Below are 15,706 nucleotides of genomic sequence, written 5' to 3' on the forward strand. Positions count from 1 at the left end.
GGGCCTCGAGCGCCCCCCTTTGCAAAGGCTTTGCCGGTTGGGGCAACCAGCCCGCCGACCTTGGATTTGCGGGATTTTTCGCGCATCGCGCCCGGCCGATTGCAGCAAACACCCCTGTCGCAAACCCGACATCCGGGGTGTGAACGCAACAGGGTTCGGCGGGAAAACCCATATTTTCCAATGAACTCTGCCGTGGCACGCCCCTTGCGGAGGATCGCGGGTCACCAACCCTGGCAGGTGCCCCATGATCAACTTGACCCCCAGCGCCTTGAACGCCGTCCGCAGCGCCATCGCCGGCGCCGCCAACCCCGCGGGCGGATTGCGCATCAGCGTCGATGCCGGCGGATGCGCCGGCTACAAATACATGATGGGTCTGGCCGGTGCCGCGGAACCGGAAGACACCGTCATCGACCACGACGGCGTGAAGGTCTTCGTCGATACCAAGAGCCATGAGCTGCTGGACGGCACCACCATCGACTTCGTCGTGGCGCTGGAAGGCTCGGGCTTCACCTTCGACAACCCCAACGCCAAGTCCGCCTGCGGCTGCGGCAAGTCCTTCGGTTAAGGGGGCCGACCATGCTGATCCCCACGCTTGAGGAACAGACGGTTGACCGGGCGGTGCCGGATGGCACGGAAGACCGCCGCGTCCAGGTTATCCGCGCCGCCATCGCCGAAATACGCCCCGGCCTGCAACGGGACGGCGGGGATTGTGAACTGCTGGAGGTGGATGGCGACATCGTGCGCGTCCGGCTGACCGGGGCCTGCGTGATGTGCCGCCTCAGCAGCGCCACGCTGGAGGGCATCCAGGCCCGGGTGGTGGAGCGCCTGGGAACCTTCGTCCGCCTAGTACCCGTCCTGGGCCGGGCGCCGGGACCGCACTGATCCGGCAGGGGGAAACCATCTCATGCGCCCCGTCTACCTCGACAACAACGCGACGACCGCCGCCGACGCCAGCGTGGTGGCCGCCATGTTGCCCTGGTTCACGGAGCGCTTCGGCAACCCGTCGTCGGCCCATGCCGTCGGCGCGACGGCGGCGGACGGCGTCCGGCTGGCGCGGCGCCAGGTGCAGGCCCTGCTGGGCGCCGCCCAGGACCATGAGATCGTCTTCACCTCCGGCGGGACGGAGGCCAACAACACGGCCATCCTGTCGGCCCTGGACAGCCAGCCCGGCCGGGATGAGATCGTGACCACGGCGGTGGAGCACCCCGCCATCCTGGCGCTGGCGGCGCACCTGGAAAAGACGCGCGGCATCAAGGTGCATACGGTCGGGGTGGACGGCGACGGCCGTTTGGACATGGAGGATTTCGAACGGGCGCTGGGGCCGCGCACGGCCCTGGTCTCCGTCATGTGGGCAAATAATGAGACGGGCACCCTGTTCCCGGTGGCGGCGCTGGCGCGCCAGGCCCATGCCGCCGGGGCCTTGTTCCACACCGACGCCGTCCAGGCCGTGGGCCGGCTGCCCCTGCGCCTGCGGGAAACGGACATCGACATGCTGTCGCTGTCGGGCCACAAGTTGCACGGTCCCAAGGGTATCGGCGCGCTGTACCTGCGCAAGGGCACCGCCTTCCGTCCGCTGCTGCGCGGTGGCCGGCAGGAACGGGGCCGGCGCGGCGGAACGGAAAACGTACCCGGCATTGTTGGCCTGGGTGCCGCGGCTGACCTGGCGGCGCGCTATCTGGAAACGGAACGCGGCTGGATCGGCCGTCTGCGCGACCGGCTTGAGCAAGGCGTGCTGGCGCGGATCGGCCAGGCCCACGTTCTGGGCGACCTGGACAACCGCCTGGCCAACACCGCCTGCATCGCCTTTGATTATGTCGATGCCGACGCCCTGCTGCTGATGCTGGACCGGGCGGGCATTGCGGTGTCTTCCGGTTCGGCCTGCGCTTCCGGCGGGATGGAGCCGTCGCACGTGCTGCGTGCCATGCGCGTGCCGGCCGGCGCCATCCGGGGCGCCCTGCGCTTCTCGCTTTCCCGCGACACGGCTGCCCCCGACATCGACCGGGTGCTTGAGGTCCTGCCTGACATCGTCGGTCGCCTGCGGTCCAGTTCGCCGCTGTGGCGCGACCGCGCCCCCACCTTCGCCTGACCCTTCGCTCAAGGAGACGCAGCATGCTCAAGGCACCGCCCATCGTCATCAATGACAGCACGTTGCGCGACGGTGAACAGGCGCCCGGCGTCGCCTTCACCACCGCGGAAAAGGTGGCCATCGCCCGCAAGCTGGAGGCCGCCGGCGTGGATGAGATCGAGGCCGGCATTCCCGCCATGGGAGCCGAGGAGATCGAGGCCATGGCCGCGGTGGGGGCGTCCCTGGGACGGGCCGAGGCCATCGCCTGGTGCCGCCTGACTGAGGCCGATGTGGACGCCGCCCTGCGCACCGGCCTGACACGGGTGAACCTGTCCGTGCCGGTGTCCGACCGACAGATCCGGGTGAAGCTGCAGATCAGCCGGCAGGACATCATCCCCCGCATCCGCCGCGTGGTGTCCTACGCGCGGGACCGGGGCCTGGCCGTGGCGGTCGGCGGCGAGGATTCCAGCCGGGCGGAGATGGACTTCCTGCTGCGTGTCGTGGCGGCGGCGGAGGAGGCGGGCGCCCATCGTTTCCGCTTCGCCGACACGGTGGGCATCCTGGATCCCTTCCGCACCCATGAGATCTTCCGGCAGTTGTGTGCGGAAACCGATCTGGAACTGGAATTCCACGGCCATGACGATCTGGGCCTGGCCACCGCCAACACCCTGGCGGCGGTGCGCGGTGGCGCCACCCATGCCAGCGTCTGCGTCCTGGGCCTGGGTGAACGGGCGGGCAACGCGGCGCTGGAGGAGGTGGTGGCCGCCTTGGGCCCCATCGCCCAACGACGGACGGGCGTGGACCTGACTCAACTGACGGGCCTGGCCGAACTGGTGGCGGCAGCCGCCGGCCGGCCCATCCCGGTGGCCAAGTCCATCGTCGGTTCGGCCGTCTTCGCCCATGAGTCCGGCATCCACGTGTCCGGCCTGCTGCGCGACCCGGAAACCTATGAGGCCATCGACCCCGCATGGTTCGGCCGCGTGCGCTCCATCGTGTTGGGCAAGCATTCGGGCATGGCGGCGATCAACAACGCCCTGGCGGCATTGGGTCTGTCCCCCGATGAAGGCCGCGCCCGCCGGGTGCTGGATGAGGTGCGCAACTGCGCCGTCGCCTGGAAGCGCCCCATCAATGAGGGCGAACTGCTGAAGTTCTACCAGGCGGCGGGCGACTGACCCCTGGGGACCGACAAGGCGATGGGGGCGGCCATGGCACGGGAACGCAGACTATGGGGGCTGGTGGGTGAGGACATCGCCTGCGTGAAGGCGCGCGACCCGGCGGCCCGGCATACGGTGGAGATCGCGTTGACCTATCCGGGGCTGCACGCTGTCATCCACCACCGCATCGCCCACCGGCTGTGGCGGCGCGGCCTGCGTTTCCCCGCCCGGCTGCTGTCCTGGTTCGCGCGGCTGGTGACCAACGTCGACATCCACCCCGGTGCCCGCATCGGCCGGCGCTTCTTCATCGATCATGGTGCCGGCGTGGTCATCGGGGAAACGGCGGAGATCGGGGACGACGTGACCCTGTATCACGGCGTCACCCTGGGCGGGACCAGCTGGTCCCCCGGCAAGCGCCATCCCACCGTCGGGTCTGGCGTGCTGATCGGCGCCGGGGCCAAGGTGCTGGGGCCCATCAGTGTGGGTGCCGGCGCCCGCATCGGCGCCAATTCCGTGGTGGTGGAGGATGTGCCGCCGGGGATGACCGTGGTGGGCATTCCCGGCCGGGTGGTGCGCGATCCCCGCGCCCGGCGGGGCACGGCCGGCCGTATCGATCTGGACCACCACCTGATCCCCGATCCGGTGGGGGATGCGCTGACCCTGATGTTGGATCGCATCGCCTTTCTTGAGGCGCGCCTGGCTCACACGCAGGGCCGGCTGGCGGCGCTTTTGTACGAACCCGAAGCGAAGGGCAGGGATCATGGGCGTGTTGGATGAGCTGTCGCGGCTGTCGTCGGCCGAGGACTTCTTCGTGTTCCTGGAGGTGCCGTTCGATGCGGCGGTGGTCCGCGTCGCGCGGCTGCATATCTTGCGCCGCATGGGTCAATACCTGCGCGGCAGTGAGGGGGAGGGCGCGTTCGCCGGCCTGGATGAGGGCGAAATCCGGACGCTCTGCCGTGGCCACCTGGAACAGGCCTATCAGGATTTCGTCGCTTCCACCCCCATCGCGGAACGGCTGTTCAAGGTGCACCGCGACGCGGTGGCACCCAAGCAGCCGGCGCCCAAGCCCTTCGTGCCGCTGGCGGCGTTGGACGGCGCCAAGGGGCCGTGAGGCTGAGAGCCGACAGGGCCTGTCGCCTATCCGACAAAGCATCGCTTATGGGCGGAAGGCGAGATGAAGGCAATTCAATAACTTAGCGGGGCGTCCTCAGTTGGCATGGCCCTTGCCAATCATGGGCTGCGACCGCCGGATCGGGTGAGGGAAAGGAATAGGGAAATGCACATCGTCGTTTGCATGAAGCAGGTCCCTGACAGCGCGCAGATCCGGGTCCATCCCGTGACCAACACCATCATGCGCCAGGGCGTGCCCACCATCATCAACCCCTATGATTTGTTCGCGCTGGAGGAGGCCTTGCGCCTGCGCGACCGGTTGGGGGGCGAGGTGACGGTGCTGACCATGGGACCGCCCATGGCGGAGGAGTCGCTGCGCAAGGCGCTGACCTTCGGCGCCGACCGTGCCGTGCTGCTGACCGACCGGGCCTTCGCGGGCTCGGACACCCTGGCCACCAGCTTCGCCCTGGCCGCCGCCCTGAACAAGATCAGCCAGGAGTTCGGGGAGCCGCCCATCGTCTTCACCGGCAAGCAGACCATCGACGGCGACACGGCCCAGGTGGGGCCCGGCATCGCCAAGCGCCTGGGCCTGAACCAGCTGACCTACGTCGCCCGCATCGCCGACCTGGATCCCGCCGCCGGCACCATCACGGTGGAGCGGCGGGCGGAGGGGGGGCTGCAGGTGCTGCAAACCCGCCTGCCCGTGCTGATCACCATGCTGGAAGGCGTGAACGAGATCCGCCGGGGCAGCCTGGATGACGCCTACCGCGCGGCCCGGGCCCAGGTCGTGCGGTGGAGTGCGGCCGATGCCGGCATCACCGAACTGGCGCGCTGCGGCCTGAAGGGATCGCCCACCATCGTGAAGAAGGTGTTCGCGCCCCAGGGTCGGGCGGAAAAGGTTCGCCAGGTGCCGACCGCCGACCGATCCGCCGACGAACTGGCGATCGACGTCATCGCCGCGATTTTCCGGACCCAGCCGCCGCTGGAAGACGATCTGCTGCGGTTCGCCGCCGGCCAGTGACACCCCCGAGGGAGTACAAGACGATGAGCGACGCCCCCCCCAACGCCCCCAAGCCTCCCGCTGCCGGCCGTGCCGGCACCAAGCGCGAACTGCCGGAGCGGTTCAAGGCTTACCGCCACGTCTGGGTGGCGATCGAGTGCGAACACGGCGTCGTCCACCCGGTGTCGCTGGAACTGTTGGGGGAGGGGCGCAAGCTGGCGGACAAGCGCGGCGTCGACCTGGCGGGCGTGGTGCTGGCGGGCGACAGCCTGACGGCGGCCCAGACGGCGGCGGCCGCGTTCGAGCATGGCGCGGACCTGGTCTACACCGTGACGGCACCCATCCTGGCGCACTATCGCAATGAGACCTACACCCGGGCCATGACCGACCTGGTGAACGCCCACCAGCCGGAAATCCTGCTGCTGGGCGCCACCAACCTGGGGCGCGACCTGGCGGGATCGGTGGCGACCACGCTGCAAACCGGCCTGACGGCCGACTGCACCGAACTGGCCATCGATGACGAGGGTTCGTTGGCGGCGACGCGGCCGACCTTCGGCGGGTCTCTGCTGTGCACCATCCTGACCCTGAACTACCGGCCGCAGATGGCCACCGTGCGCCCGCGCGTCATGGCCATGCCGGCGCGGGAACCGGGGCGCTGGGGCCGTATCGTCGAACACCCGCTGGACCTCTCGGAGGAGGACGTGGTCACCAAGGTGCTGCGCTTCATCGCCGACCGTGAAAGCGACAAGGCGCAGCTGGCCTATGCCGACATCGTGGTGGCCGGCGGCCTGGGCCTGCGCTCGGCGGAGAATTTCCAGCTGGTCCGCGCGCTGGCGGAGGTGCTGGGCGGCGACTACGGCGGGTCGCGCCCCCTGGTGCAGAAGGGCTGGATCACCGCCGACCGCCAGATCGGCCAGACGGGCAAGACCATCCGGCCCAAGCTGTACATCGCCGCCGGCATTTCCGGCGCCATCCAGCACCGCGTGGGGGTGGAGGGGGCGGACACCATCGTCGCCATCAACACCGACCCCAACGCCCCCATCTTCGACTTCGCCCACCTGGGCGTGGTCGCCGACGCGATAGAGCTGCTGCCGGCCCTGACCCGGGCTTTCCAGGCGCACCTGTCCGTCAACCGCCTTGCCGGCTGAAGGAGGCCCCCGTCATGATCAGGGACAAGTTCGACGCCATCGTCGTGGGGGCCGGTCCCTCGGGCAACGCCGCCGCCTACACCATGGCCAAGCAAGGGCTGAAGGTCCTGCAACTGGAACGCGGGGAATACCCGGGCTCCAAGAACGTGCAGGGCGCCATCCTCTACGCCGATGCGTTGGAAAAGATCATCCCGGATTTCCGCGAGGACGCGCCGCTGGAACGCCATGTGATCGAGCAGCGGCTGTGGACCATGGACGACACGTCCTATGTGGGCATGCATTACCGTTCCGACGACTTCAATGAGGAAAAGCCCAACCGCTACACCATCATCCGTGCCCAGTTCGACAGGTGGTTCAGCGGCAAGGTGCGGGAGGCTGGCGCCGTCCTGCTGTGCGAGACGACGGTGACGGAACTGCTGCGCGACCCGCAGGGCCGGGTGATCGGCGTGCGTACCGACCGCGACGGCGGCACCGCCTTCGCCGACGTCGTCATCCTGGGTGAAGGGGTGAACGGCCTGGTGGGCCAGCGTTCCGGCCTGCGGCCCGAACTGAAGCCGGACACGGTGGCGCTGGCGGTGAAGGAAATGCATTTCCTGCCACGCGAGGTGATCGAAAGCCGCTTCAACCTTGCGGGCAACGAGGGCGTGGTGATCGAGGCCATGGGCACCATCACCGACGGGATGACGGGCACCGGCTTCATCTATACCAACCAGGAATCCATCTCGATCGGCATCGGCTGCATCGTCTCGGACTTCGCGGAAAGCGGCCGCACGCCCTATGGCCTGCTGGAGGCGTTCAAGCGCCACCCCAGCGTCCGCCCCCTGCTGGAAGGCTCGGAATGCAAGGAGTACGCGGCCCATCTGATCCCAGAGGGCGGCTACAATGCCATGCCGGAGCTGTTCGGGGACGGCTGGATCGTGGTGGGCGACGCCGGGCAGTTCGTGAACGCCGTTCATCGCGAAGGCTCCAACCTGGCCATGACCACCGGTCGCGTCGCCGGCGAGACGGTGGTGTGGCTGAAGCGGCGGCGGGAGATGGCGACCAAGGCCAACCTGGCCGAATACCAGCGCCGGCTGGAGGAAACCTTCGTCATGAAGGATTTGAGGAAATACCGGCGCATCCCGGATTTCCTGCACCGCAACAAGCACATCTTCGGCGTCTATCCCAAGCTGCTGACCGCCGCGGCCCAGACCTGGTTCCGGGTGGACGGCGTCGATAAGCGCGCCAAGGAAAAGCAGATCTTCCAATCGTTCCGCAGCGGCCGGACCTTGCCCGGCCTGATCGGGGACGCCCTCAAACTGGCGAGGTCATGGCGATGATGAACACGACTGAGGTGGGGACGGGCGCCCCCGGCGCACCGCTGGTGAAGGTGGAGGAGCGGCTGTTCCAGAACCGCTACCTGGTGGATGCCGGGCGCCCGCACATCAAGATCAAGCCCCACACCGAACCCTCCAAGGCGCTGATGGCGCTGACCCACCTGTGCCCCGCCGGCTGTTACAGCCAGAACGACAAGGGGCAGGTGGAGGCGGTGGTGGACGGCTGCGTGGAATGCGGCACCTGCCGCGTGCTGACCGCCAAGACCGGGGAGGTGGAATGGAACTATCCCCGCGGCGGCTTCGGCGTTCTGTTCAAGTTCGGCTGATGGCCATCGACGCGGGCGCCGGTGACCCGCTTCACCTCTCCGAGGAGGCCGTCGAACGGCTGCTGGAAGAGGATGTGCGCTTTGGCGACCTGACCACCCGGGCCCTGGGCATCGGTGGCCGGCCGGGCCGCATGCGCTTCCAGGCCCGCACGGACATGGTGCTGTCCGGCGTGGACGAGGCCGCCCGCCTGCTGGTCCGGCTGGGCGCCGCCGTGACCGCCATGGCACCCGCCGGATGCCGTTATGGCGGGGATGCCGTGCTGCTGGAGGCCACGGGCTCCGCCGCGGCCCTGCACGCTGGCTGGAAGGTGGCGCAGACCTTGATGGAATGGGCGTCGGGCGTGGCCAGCGAGACCCGCGCCATCGTCGATGCCGCGCGGGTGGTCAACCCCGACATCGCGGTGCTGTGCACCCGCAAATCCGTTCCCTATACGCGCCGGCTGGCGTGCAAGGCGGTGCTGGCGGGGGGTGGGGACATTCACCGCCTGGGACTTTCCGACACCATCCTGCTGTTCCCGGAACATCGGGTCTTTTTCGATCCGCCGCATGACTTGGCGACGGCGATCGCCCGGCTGAAGCGGACGGCGCCGGAGCGCGCGGTCATGGTGGAGGTGACCAGCGAGGAGGATGCCCTGGCCGCCGCCGCCGCGCACGTCGATGTCATCCAATTGGAAAAGTTTCCGCCCGAGGCGGTGCACCGGCTGGTGCGCCGGCTGCCCCGGCGCGTGGACGGCCGGCCAGTCGTTGCCGCGGCCGGTGGCGTCACCGCACAGAACGCGGGTGCATATGCGAAGGCGGGTGCCGACACGCTGGTTACCTCGGCCCTCTTCTTTGCCAAGCCGCGCGATATACAGGTGACTATAACGGCCTTATGAATCAAATGGATCTGAAAGAATAGTTTGCTGAATGAACATGATATTTTGCTGATTGAATATTGTGAATTCACTTGCGGTCTCGTGTTGCGCCTGCGAAGCTTACCCGTAGGTACTTGACTGGACTGGCAGTTGGCAGGGGCTGCGCCGCCGCATCGGTAGGCCTCGGGACACGAAAGGATTCGTGCGATGCCTATGACTGGTTCCGCCTCTCATGCGTCCGCGACATCCAGCCCGCCCTCGGCGGCGGATCGGTCGCGCGCCGGTGAATTCTCCTCCCGCGCGGAAATAGCGCTGCACGGGGTGTATGAGATTTCCAAGATCCTGGCGGTGCCCACCCGCCTGGAAACGACGCTGTCCAATGTCCTGGCGCTGCTCTCCAGCTTCCTGGAGATGCATCACGGCATCATCGCCCTGTTGGGCGATGATGGTTCGCCCCAGGTGGTGGTGGGCCTGGGCTGGACGGAGAAGAACGCCAAGAGCCATTTCGACCGGCTGCCCGAACGGGCCATCGGCCAGATCGTCACGACACAGATGCCGGTCGTGGTGGAGAACGTGGCCGATAATCCCCTGTTCGACGATTGGTCGGCCGTGGAATGGGGTGCCGGCTCGCGCGTGTCCTTCATCGGCGTCCCCATCAAGGAAAGGGACCGGGTCATCGGGACCTTGACGCTGGACCGCACATGGGAGGGCAAGGCGACCTTCCGCCTGGATGAGGATGTGCGCTTCCTGGTCATGATCGCCAACCTGGTGGGCCAGACAGTGCGCTTGCACGACCTGATCGGCCGGGATCGTGAACGGCTGATGAGCGCGCAGCGCCGCCTGGAAAAGGAACTGATCGAAACCGCGCGGCCGGAACGCGAGGTCAGGCCCCAGGGCATCGTCGGCGACAGTCCGGCCATCCGCGCGGTCATCGACAAGATCAAGATCGTGGCGCGCAGCCATTCCACCGTGTTGCTGCGCGGGGAGTCCGGCACCGGCAAGGAATTGTTCGCCCGGGCGACGCACGACCTGTCGCCGCGCAGCGGCGGCCCGTTCGTGAAGCTGAACTGCGCCGCCCTGCCCGAGAGCATGCTGGAGTCGGAGCTGTTCGGGCATGAGAAGGGGGCCTTCACCGGCGCCCTGTCGCTGCGCAAGGGCCGGTTCGAACTGGCCCACGGCGGCACCCTGTTCCTGGATGAGATCGGGGAAATCTCGGCCGCCTTCCAGGCCAAGCTGCTGCGCGTCCTGCAGGAAGGGGAGTTCGAGCGGGTGGGCGGCTCGCGCACGCTGAAGGTGGACGTCAGGCTGGTGGCCGCGACCAACAAGAACCTGGAGGAAGCGGTGGCGCGGGGGCAGTTCCGGGCCGACCTCTATTACCGCATCAACGTCGTCTCCATCTTCCTGCCGGCGGTGCGCGACCGCCGGGAAGACATCACCCTGTTGGCCCGCGAATTCCTGAAGCGTTTCAATGAGGAACACGGCACGCGCAAGAGCCTGACCGGCTCCGCCTACGCCGTCCTGGAAAGCTGCTACTTCCCCGGCAACGTGCGGGAGCTTGAGAATTGCGTGCGCCGGACGGCCACCCTGTCGCGGGACGCCGGCATCATCGCGGACGACTTCGCCTGCCGGCATGACGAGTGCCTGTCTTCCACCCTGTGGAAGGGGGCCATCGGTCCGGGCAGCGCCTTCAAGATCATGTCACGCCCATCGGCGCCCACGCCCCTGCCGCTCCGCCAGCCGGTGCCGGTCGAGCCGGCTGCGGCGTTGGGGGATGGGGATGGTCCTCCGGCCACCTGCCCGCAGGCGGGAACCTGTGCCGCGGCGCAGGGTGATGGCTTGTCGGAACGGGACCGCCTGATCCAGGCGATGGAGATGGCGGGATGGGTGCAGGCCAAGGCCGCAAGGCTGCTGAACCTGACACCGCGCCAGGTGGGCTATGCCTTGATCAAGCACAACATCCCGGTGAAGAAGTTCTGAATTCCCGCCAAGGCCAGGAGCGGGTGCCCGTGGTCCCCGTGGACGTTCCCATGGACCGCTGACTTGAGGATAAGACAGGAATGAAGCTGAGTGCCCGCAACGTCATCGCCGGTAAGGTCGTGGCCGTCACCAAGGGGGTGACCACCGCCCATGTGAAGATCGAGATCGCCGCCGGCAGCATCATCACCTCATCGATCACCAATGAGTCGGTCGACGATCTGGGCCTGAAGGTGGGTGACACCGTCTCCGCCATCATCAAGTCATCCGATGTGATCATCGGCAAGGAATAGGCGCTGCGGGGGCCGGTGCCGGCGGTGCCGGCACCGGCCCCTCCGCCATCACTGCTGCGCGGCGCGCCCGGTACTCTCCCGCCGTCAGTTGGCCCGCCGTCAGTTGGCCCGCCGCCAATCGGCCCGGCGCGCCCAGTCCTCCCACCAGGCGGTGATCACGCCCGTGTTGCACGCCATGGTGGTGCCGTAGCCACCGGTGAAGGCCGTCCACGCGTCGTGGAAGCGCCAGGGCACGGCGGTCAGCACGGGCAGGCCGGCGCCGATGGCGGCCGCGATCTCCCCCCGCAGGCCGCGACCCTCGGCCTCTGTCTTGCCGAACTTGTTGACCAGGACCAGCTCGACCCGGTCGGCGACGGCCTGGGCCACCGCCAGGGCCGCGTCCGCCAGCCCGCCCGTGTCCAGGCGGCAGGCCACCGAGCCGGGCCCCAGGTTCTGGCAGATGGGGATGGCACGGCCGCTGCGCAGGTCCACCACCTCCATCAGCTTCACCGGCCCGCAGTCGCCCTTGCGGTTGCGCTGGACGATGCCGCCCACCCGGCGGCCCCGGTCGCGCAGGCCCAGCGCGAAGTCGGCCAGCAGCGTGTCCACGTCGTCTTCCGGCTGATAGATCACGGCGGCCAGGTTCAGCAGGTTGTCCGTATAGGCGACGCTGTCGGGCATGGGGGATCTCCTGTCCAGGGAAGCGGTCGCGGCGCATGGCCGGATCAAGGGCGGGACTTGCACCCGGCATGCCACCGTCCGGCCGGTGCCGTGCCGCCATTTTCCAGGGGAAAGCGTCCATCGGCGGTAGGGGATACGACAGGCCTTGTCGGGTTCCCAACGCGACGGTGCGTGGGAAAGCGCCGGTTTCAGCGCCTTTCCGCATGGCATGGCCCTTGCTGAATTGGGGAACAGTTTCCAATGGCAAGGACCGGTCCCGATGAAAGTGATGATCCGCCGCTCACCCGAGATCGGCCTTTCCGTTTATGTGCCGAAGAAGGACCTGGAAGAACCGGTGGTGGAATCCGAGCGCGAGGACCTGTGGGGCGGCTGGATCCGCATCGCCAACGGCTGGGTCCTGGACCTGCCGGAGATGGCGGCCGACACGCGCCTGCCGGTGACGGTCAACGCCCGCAAGCGGGGGGAGGAGGAGTGAGATGACAGCCTTGGCGCCCCCCGCTTCCGTCATGCCCGATGGCCTTGAGGCTGAACGCCTGCTGGCCGACCTGGCCGGGCGACTGCGCGCCGGTGTCCTGGTTCCCTACCTGGGGCCGGCGCTGGCCCGCCTGTCCCCGGCGGCGGCACCCACGACCCATGAGGCGCTGGCCGATTTCTTCGCCGCCAAGGTGGCGCTGCCCCGCCGCGCCAAGGGCAACGCCTGGGCGGCGGCCCAGCACATCGAAAGCACCCGCCACCGCTCCACCGTCTCCGCCCTGATGGCGGAGGCGTTCCGGCCGCCGGTGGCGCCCACGGCCCTGCATCACCATCTGGCGACCCTGGGCGCGCCGCTGATCATCGACACCTGGTACGACGGCGCCATGCGTGCCGCCCTGGCCGCCACCACCGCCAACTGGGGGGAGGTGCAGGGCATCACCCGCGCCGGCATCGGCGAGGACCGCTGGTACCGCTTCTATGACGCCCAGGGGACGGAGACGACACGCGACGCCGCGACGGCGTGGCAAACCGTGCTGTACAAACCGCACGGCGCCATCGACCCGGTACGCAATTTCCTGATCACCGACGCCGATTACGTCGAGGTGCTGACGGAAATCGACATCCAGACGCCCATCCCCGACATCGTGAAGGAACGGCGGCATGGCCGGGGCTTCCTGTTCGTGGGCTGCCGCTTCCATGACCAGCTGCTGCGCACCTACGCCCGCCAGGTTTCCAAGCGATCGGGTGATCGGCACTACGTCGTGGTGGAACCGGCGGAGCTGACCCGCAATGAGGTCAAGTTCTTCGCCGCGCAGGGCCTGACGCCCGTTGCCGTGCCGCTGTCGCGGGCGGTCGAAATCCTGTGCGGGGCTGTCGCGTAACGGACGCCGGTGTCCGGCTTCGTCGCGGTTTGTCGATAACCGCACAGCCAGGGATGACGGCATGAAATCCAAGGTTTCCGCCGTTCTCCGCGCCTCAGGGAGGTGGCACGGCCTTTGCTGAGTGAGGTGGGTTCAAGCGGGCCCGGCCATAAGGTGTCAAGCACGCTTTCCTATTGAGATCGCCGCGCCCGGGTGCCGGCCGCAACATTAAGGAACGGACATGCACGCATCCACAACTCAGGACGGGGTGTCGCAGGGCGGGACCGGCGGCCATCTGGTCACCATCGACGCCGTGATGCAGCAGGTGGCCGAACACAAAGGGTGTGGCACCCAGGGGGGCAGCGGCAAGGCCAGCTGCGGTTCCGCCGCCGGCCAGGGCGACCTGCCCACCGAGATTTGGGAGAAGGTGAAGAACCATCCCTGCTATAGCGAGGAGGCGCATCACCATTACGCCCGCATGCATGTGGCCGTGGCGCCCGCCTGCAACATCCAGTGCAACTACTGCAATCGCAAGTACGACTGCGCCAACGAATCCCGCCCCGGCGTGGTGAGCGAGCGGCTGGCGCCGGAGCAGGCGGCCAGGAAGGTGCTGGCCGTCGCCTCCACCATCCCGCAGATGACGGTGCTGGGCATTGCCGGGCCGGGCGACCCGCTGGCCAATCCGGCCAAGACGTTCAAGACCTTCGAGCTGATCTCCCAGACGGCGCCGGACATCAAGCTGTGCCTGTCGACCAACGGCCTGGCGCTGCCCGATCATGTCGACACCATCGCCCGATACAACGTCGATCACGTCACCATCACCATCAACATGGTGGATCCGGAAATCGGGGCGAAGATCTATCCCTGGGTCTATTGGAACCACAAGCGCTACACGGGCGTGGAGGCGGCGCGGCTGCTGACCGAGCGCCAGCTGCGCGGGCTGGAGATGCTGACCGAGCGCGGGATCCTGTGCAAGGTCAACTCCGTCATGATCCCGGGCGTCAACGACCGGCACCTGGTGGAGGTGAACCGCGCGGTGAAGTCGCGCGGCGCCTTCCTGCACAACATCATGCCCCTGATCTCGGCGCCCGAGCACGGCACAGTCTTCGGCCTGACGGGCCAGCGCGGTCCCACCGCCCAGGAACTGAAGGCCCTGCAGGATGACTGCGAGGGCGAGATGAACATGATGCGGCACTGCCGCCAGTGCCGGGCCGACGCCGTCGGCCTGTTGGGCGAGGACCGCAGCGCCGAATTCACCACCGAAAAGATCATGGAGATGGAGGTCGATTACGACCTGGAGGGCCGCCAGGCCTATCAGGCGCGGGTGGAGGAGGAACGGGTGGCCAAGGTGGCCGCCAAGCAGGAGGAACTGGCCACGCTGGCCGGGGCGCGAAGCGACATCACCCTGCTGGTGGCGGTGGCGACCAAGGGCTCGGGCCTGATCAACGAGCATTTCGGCCACGCCAAGGAATTCCAGGTGTACGAGCTGTCCACCGCCGGGGCCAAGTTCGTGGGTCACCGGCGCGTAGACCTCTATTGCCAGGGTGGCTTTGGCGATGAGGACGGCCTGCAGACCGTCATCCGCGCCATCAACGACTGTCACGCCGTCTTCGTCGCCAAGATCGGCGGCTGTCCCAAGGCGGACCTGCTGGGGGCGGGCATCGAGCCCGTGGACCAATACGCCCATGAGTTCATCGAGAAATCCGCCATCGCCTGGTTCAAGGGCTACCTGGGGAAGGTGGCGGCCGGTGAGCTGGTCCACACCCCGCGCGGCGATGCCGCCATCCGCCAGGGCGCCCTGATCGTCGCCGCCTGACGCGAACCGTTCGGACCAGGGACGGCCGCATCCGGCCCCGGTCTCATTTGCCCAAGGAGTACAGAAGCCATGACCTACAAGATCGTCGCCTCGCAATGCACCAGCTGCTCCGCCTGCGAGGCGGAGTGCCCGAACGTGGCGATTTCGGAAAAGGGCGGCACCTTCGTCATCAATCCGAAGAAGTGCACAGAATGCATTGGCTATTTCGATGTGCCGCAGTGTGTCGCCGTCTGCCCGGTGGACAACACCTGCGTCATCGACACCGCCTATCCCCGCTATCAGGTGGCCGGCTGAGGGGGATGGCGATGACCTTCACGATCACCCCGGCGGCCGAACGCTTCATCCGCTTCATGCTGCGGGCCGATGGCGGGCCGGCGGCCGGGTTCCGCCTGGTGCTGAGCCCTGGCGGCTGTTCCGGCCTGTCGGCCGACATGAGCGTCCGCGCGGCGCCTGAGCCTGGCGACGCGGTGGTGGAGCGCGACGGCCTGCGTCTGTTCCTGCCCACGGAAAGCCGGCTGCTGCTGGCCGGCGTCACCATCGACTTCGCGGACGGCACCGCGCAGAGCGGCCTGGTGTTCCGCGACCCCAAGGCCGTCCCTTCCTGCGCCACGGCGCCCACGCCCATCGTGCGGCTGCAATAGGCGGAAGCCAGAGGG

The 15,706-nt window shown here is 68.0% G+C and carries 19 protein-coding genes; 18 read left to right on the forward strand and 1 reads right to left on the reverse strand.

The features are described from left to right. Positions 1-244: 244 nt before the first annotated feature. From FBZ89_RS07780 to FBZ89_RS07840, 13 genes are all read left to right on the forward strand, one after another. A complete protein-coding gene (locus FBZ89_RS07780; protein ID WP_145749450.1) occupies positions 245-565 on the forward strand; it encodes a HesB/IscA family protein in 321 nt (106 codons plus the stop codon). 11 nt (positions 566-576) lie between these two features. Beyond that, the gene (locus FBZ89_RS07785) at positions 577-882 is read left to right on the forward strand and encodes a NifU family protein (RefSeq protein ID WP_145749451.1); all 306 of its coding nucleotides are present in this window, start codon (positions 577-579) and stop codon (positions 880-882) included. Positions 883-904: 22 nt separating this feature from the next. Beyond that, positions 905-2,086, forward strand: coding sequence for a cysteine desulfurase NifS (nifS, locus tag FBZ89_RS07790; protein ID WP_145749452.1), 1,182 nt, complete (start codon positions 905-907; stop codon positions 2,084-2,086). A gap of 23 nt (positions 2,087-2,109) precedes the next feature. Beyond that, positions 2,110-3,237 (forward strand): homocitrate synthase, encoded by a 1,128-nt coding sequence (gene nifV / locus FBZ89_RS07795; RefSeq protein ID WP_145749453.1) that lies wholly within the window; start codon positions 2,110-2,112, stop codon positions 3,235-3,237. 33 nt (positions 3,238-3,270) lie between these two features. Continuing rightward, on the forward strand, positions 3,271-3,996 hold the full coding sequence (cysE, locus tag FBZ89_RS07800; RefSeq protein WP_145749454.1) for a serine O-acetyltransferase: 726 nt from the start codon (positions 3,271-3,273) through the stop codon (positions 3,994-3,996). Next, complete coding sequence (gene nifW, locus FBZ89_RS07805) at positions 3,980-4,330, forward strand: nitrogenase stabilizing/protective protein NifW (protein WP_145749455.1); 351 nt, start codon at positions 3,980-3,982, stop codon at positions 4,328-4,330. Before cysE ends, nifW begins: the two co-directional genes overlap by 17 nt. A 165-nt stretch (positions 4,331-4,495) precedes the next feature. Next, on the forward strand, positions 4,496-5,350 hold the full coding sequence (locus FBZ89_RS07810; protein ID WP_145749456.1) for an electron transfer flavoprotein subunit beta/FixA family protein: 855 nt from the start codon (positions 4,496-4,498) through the stop codon (positions 5,348-5,350). Positions 5,351-5,373: 23 nt separating this feature from the next. Beyond that, complete coding sequence (locus tag FBZ89_RS07815; RefSeq protein ID WP_145749457.1) at positions 5,374-6,477, forward strand: electron transfer flavoprotein subunit alpha/FixB family protein; 1,104 nt, start codon at positions 5,374-5,376, stop codon at positions 6,475-6,477. A gap of 14 nt (positions 6,478-6,491) precedes the next feature. Then, positions 6,492-7,796 (forward strand): FAD-dependent oxidoreductase, encoded by a 1,305-nt coding sequence (locus FBZ89_RS07820; RefSeq protein ID WP_145749458.1) that lies wholly within the window; start codon positions 6,492-6,494, stop codon positions 7,794-7,796. Then, positions 7,793-8,119, forward strand: a complete 327-nt coding sequence (locus FBZ89_RS07825; RefSeq protein WP_425465953.1) for a ferredoxin family protein — start codon at positions 7,793-7,795, stop codon at positions 8,117-8,119. Before FBZ89_RS07820 ends, FBZ89_RS07825 begins: the two co-directional genes overlap by 4 nt. After that, positions 8,119-8,994, forward strand: coding sequence for a ModD protein (modD, locus tag FBZ89_RS07830; protein ID WP_145749459.1), 876 nt, complete (start codon positions 8,119-8,121; stop codon positions 8,992-8,994). Before FBZ89_RS07825 ends, modD begins: the two co-directional genes overlap by 1 nt. A 186-nt stretch (positions 8,995-9,180) precedes the next feature. Beyond that, entirely contained in the window at positions 9,181-10,950 is a 1,770-nt protein-coding gene (gene nifA / locus FBZ89_RS07835) for a nif-specific transcriptional activator NifA (protein WP_145749460.1), read from the forward strand. Positions 10,951-11,030: 80 nt separating this feature from the next. After that, the gene (locus FBZ89_RS07840; RefSeq protein WP_040844951.1) at positions 11,031-11,240 is read left to right on the forward strand and encodes a TOBE domain-containing protein; all 210 of its coding nucleotides are present in this window, start codon (positions 11,031-11,033) and stop codon (positions 11,238-11,240) included. Positions 11,241-11,339: 99 nt separating this feature from the next. Here FBZ89_RS07840 and FBZ89_RS07845 read toward each other — a convergent pair whose 3' ends face one another. Beyond that, entirely contained in the window at positions 11,340-11,900 is a 561-nt protein-coding gene (locus tag FBZ89_RS07845) for a DUF2478 domain-containing protein (RefSeq protein WP_145749461.1), read from the reverse strand. Between the two features lie 259 nt (positions 11,901-12,159). Here FBZ89_RS07845 and nifT point away from each other — a divergent pair, with 259 nt between their 5' ends. The 5 genes from nifT (at position 12,160) to FBZ89_RS07870 (ending at position 15,691) form a co-directional block, all read left to right on the forward strand. Then, positions 12,160-12,375 carry a putative nitrogen fixation protein NifT gene (gene nifT, locus FBZ89_RS07850; RefSeq protein WP_145749462.1) on the forward strand — a complete coding sequence of 72 codons (216 nt, stop codon included), beginning with the start codon at positions 12,160-12,162 and terminating at the stop codon, positions 12,373-12,375. Between the two features lies 1 nt (position 12,376). Further along, entirely contained in the window at positions 12,377-13,255 is an 879-nt protein-coding gene (locus FBZ89_RS07855; protein WP_145749463.1) for an SIR2 family NAD-dependent protein deacylase, read from the forward strand. A 220-nt stretch (positions 13,256-13,475) separates the two neighbouring features. Beyond that, a complete protein-coding gene (gene nifB / locus FBZ89_RS07860) occupies positions 13,476-15,050 on the forward strand; it encodes a nitrogenase cofactor biosynthesis protein NifB (protein ID WP_211115140.1) in 1,575 nt (524 codons plus the stop codon). Positions 15,051-15,119: 69 nt separating this feature from the next. Continuing rightward, complete coding sequence (locus FBZ89_RS07865; protein ID WP_145749464.1) at positions 15,120-15,344, forward strand: 4Fe-4S dicluster domain-containing protein; 225 nt, start codon at positions 15,120-15,122, stop codon at positions 15,342-15,344. Between the two features lie 11 nt (positions 15,345-15,355). Continuing rightward, positions 15,356-15,691 (forward strand): HesB/IscA family protein, encoded by a 336-nt coding sequence (locus tag FBZ89_RS07870; protein ID WP_145749465.1) that lies wholly within the window; start codon positions 15,356-15,358, stop codon positions 15,689-15,691. Positions 15,692-15,706 lie beyond the last annotated feature (15 nt).

This window comes from Nitrospirillum amazonense (assembly GCF_007828045.1).
Lineage (GTDB): Bacteria > Pseudomonadota > Alphaproteobacteria > Azospirillales > Azospirillaceae > Nitrospirillum > Nitrospirillum amazonense_C.

Excerpts from the sequence above, each read along its gene's own strand:
- FBZ89_RS07780 (WP_145749450.1), top strand. The coding sequence starts at position 245 with ATGATCAACTTGACCCCCAGCGCCTTGAACGCCGTCCGCAGCGCCATC.
- FBZ89_RS07785 (WP_145749451.1), top strand. The coding sequence starts at position 577 with ATGCTGATCCCCACGCTTGAGGAACAGACGGTTGACCGGGCGGTGCCG.
- nifS (WP_145749452.1), top strand. The coding sequence starts at position 905 with ATGCGCCCCGTCTACCTCGACAACAACGCGACGACCGCCGCCGACGCC.
- nifV (WP_145749453.1), top strand. The coding sequence starts at position 2,110 with ATGCTCAAGGCACCGCCCATCGTCATCAATGACAGCACGTTGCGCGAC.
- cysE (WP_145749454.1), top strand. The coding sequence starts at position 3,271 with ATGGCACGGGAACGCAGACTATGGGGGCTGGTGGGTGAGGACATCGCC.
- nifW (WP_145749455.1), top strand. The coding sequence starts at position 3,980 with ATGGGCGTGTTGGATGAGCTGTCGCGGCTGTCGTCGGCCGAGGACTTC.
- FBZ89_RS07810 (WP_145749456.1), top strand. The coding sequence starts at position 4,496 with ATGCACATCGTCGTTTGCATGAAGCAGGTCCCTGACAGCGCGCAGATC.
- FBZ89_RS07815 (WP_145749457.1), top strand. The coding sequence starts at position 5,374 with ATGAGCGACGCCCCCCCCAACGCCCCCAAGCCTCCCGCTGCCGGCCGT.
- FBZ89_RS07820 (WP_145749458.1), top strand. The coding sequence starts at position 6,492 with ATGATCAGGGACAAGTTCGACGCCATCGTCGTGGGGGCCGGTCCCTCG.
- FBZ89_RS07825 (WP_425465953.1), top strand. The coding sequence starts at position 7,793 with ATGATGAACACGACTGAGGTGGGGACGGGCGCCCCCGGCGCACCGCTG.
- modD (WP_145749459.1), top strand. The coding sequence starts at position 8,119 with ATGGCCATCGACGCGGGCGCCGGTGACCCGCTTCACCTCTCCGAGGAG.
- nifA (WP_145749460.1), top strand. The coding sequence starts at position 9,181 with ATGCCTATGACTGGTTCCGCCTCTCATGCGTCCGCGACATCCAGCCCG.
- FBZ89_RS07840 (WP_040844951.1), top strand. The coding sequence starts at position 11,031 with ATGAAGCTGAGTGCCCGCAACGTCATCGCCGGTAAGGTCGTGGCCGTC.
- FBZ89_RS07845 (WP_145749461.1), bottom strand. The coding sequence starts at position 11,900 with ATGCCCGACAGCGTCGCCTATACGGACAACCTGCTGAACCTGGCCGCC.
- nifT (WP_145749462.1), top strand. The coding sequence starts at position 12,160 with ATGAAAGTGATGATCCGCCGCTCACCCGAGATCGGCCTTTCCGTTTAT.
- FBZ89_RS07855 (WP_145749463.1), top strand. The coding sequence starts at position 12,377 with ATGACAGCCTTGGCGCCCCCCGCTTCCGTCATGCCCGATGGCCTTGAG.
- nifB (WP_211115140.1), top strand. The coding sequence starts at position 13,476 with ATGCACGCATCCACAACTCAGGACGGGGTGTCGCAGGGCGGGACCGGC.
- FBZ89_RS07865 (WP_145749464.1), top strand. The coding sequence starts at position 15,120 with ATGACCTACAAGATCGTCGCCTCGCAATGCACCAGCTGCTCCGCCTGC.
- FBZ89_RS07870 (WP_145749465.1), top strand. The coding sequence starts at position 15,356 with ATGACCTTCACGATCACCCCGGCGGCCGAACGCTTCATCCGCTTCATG.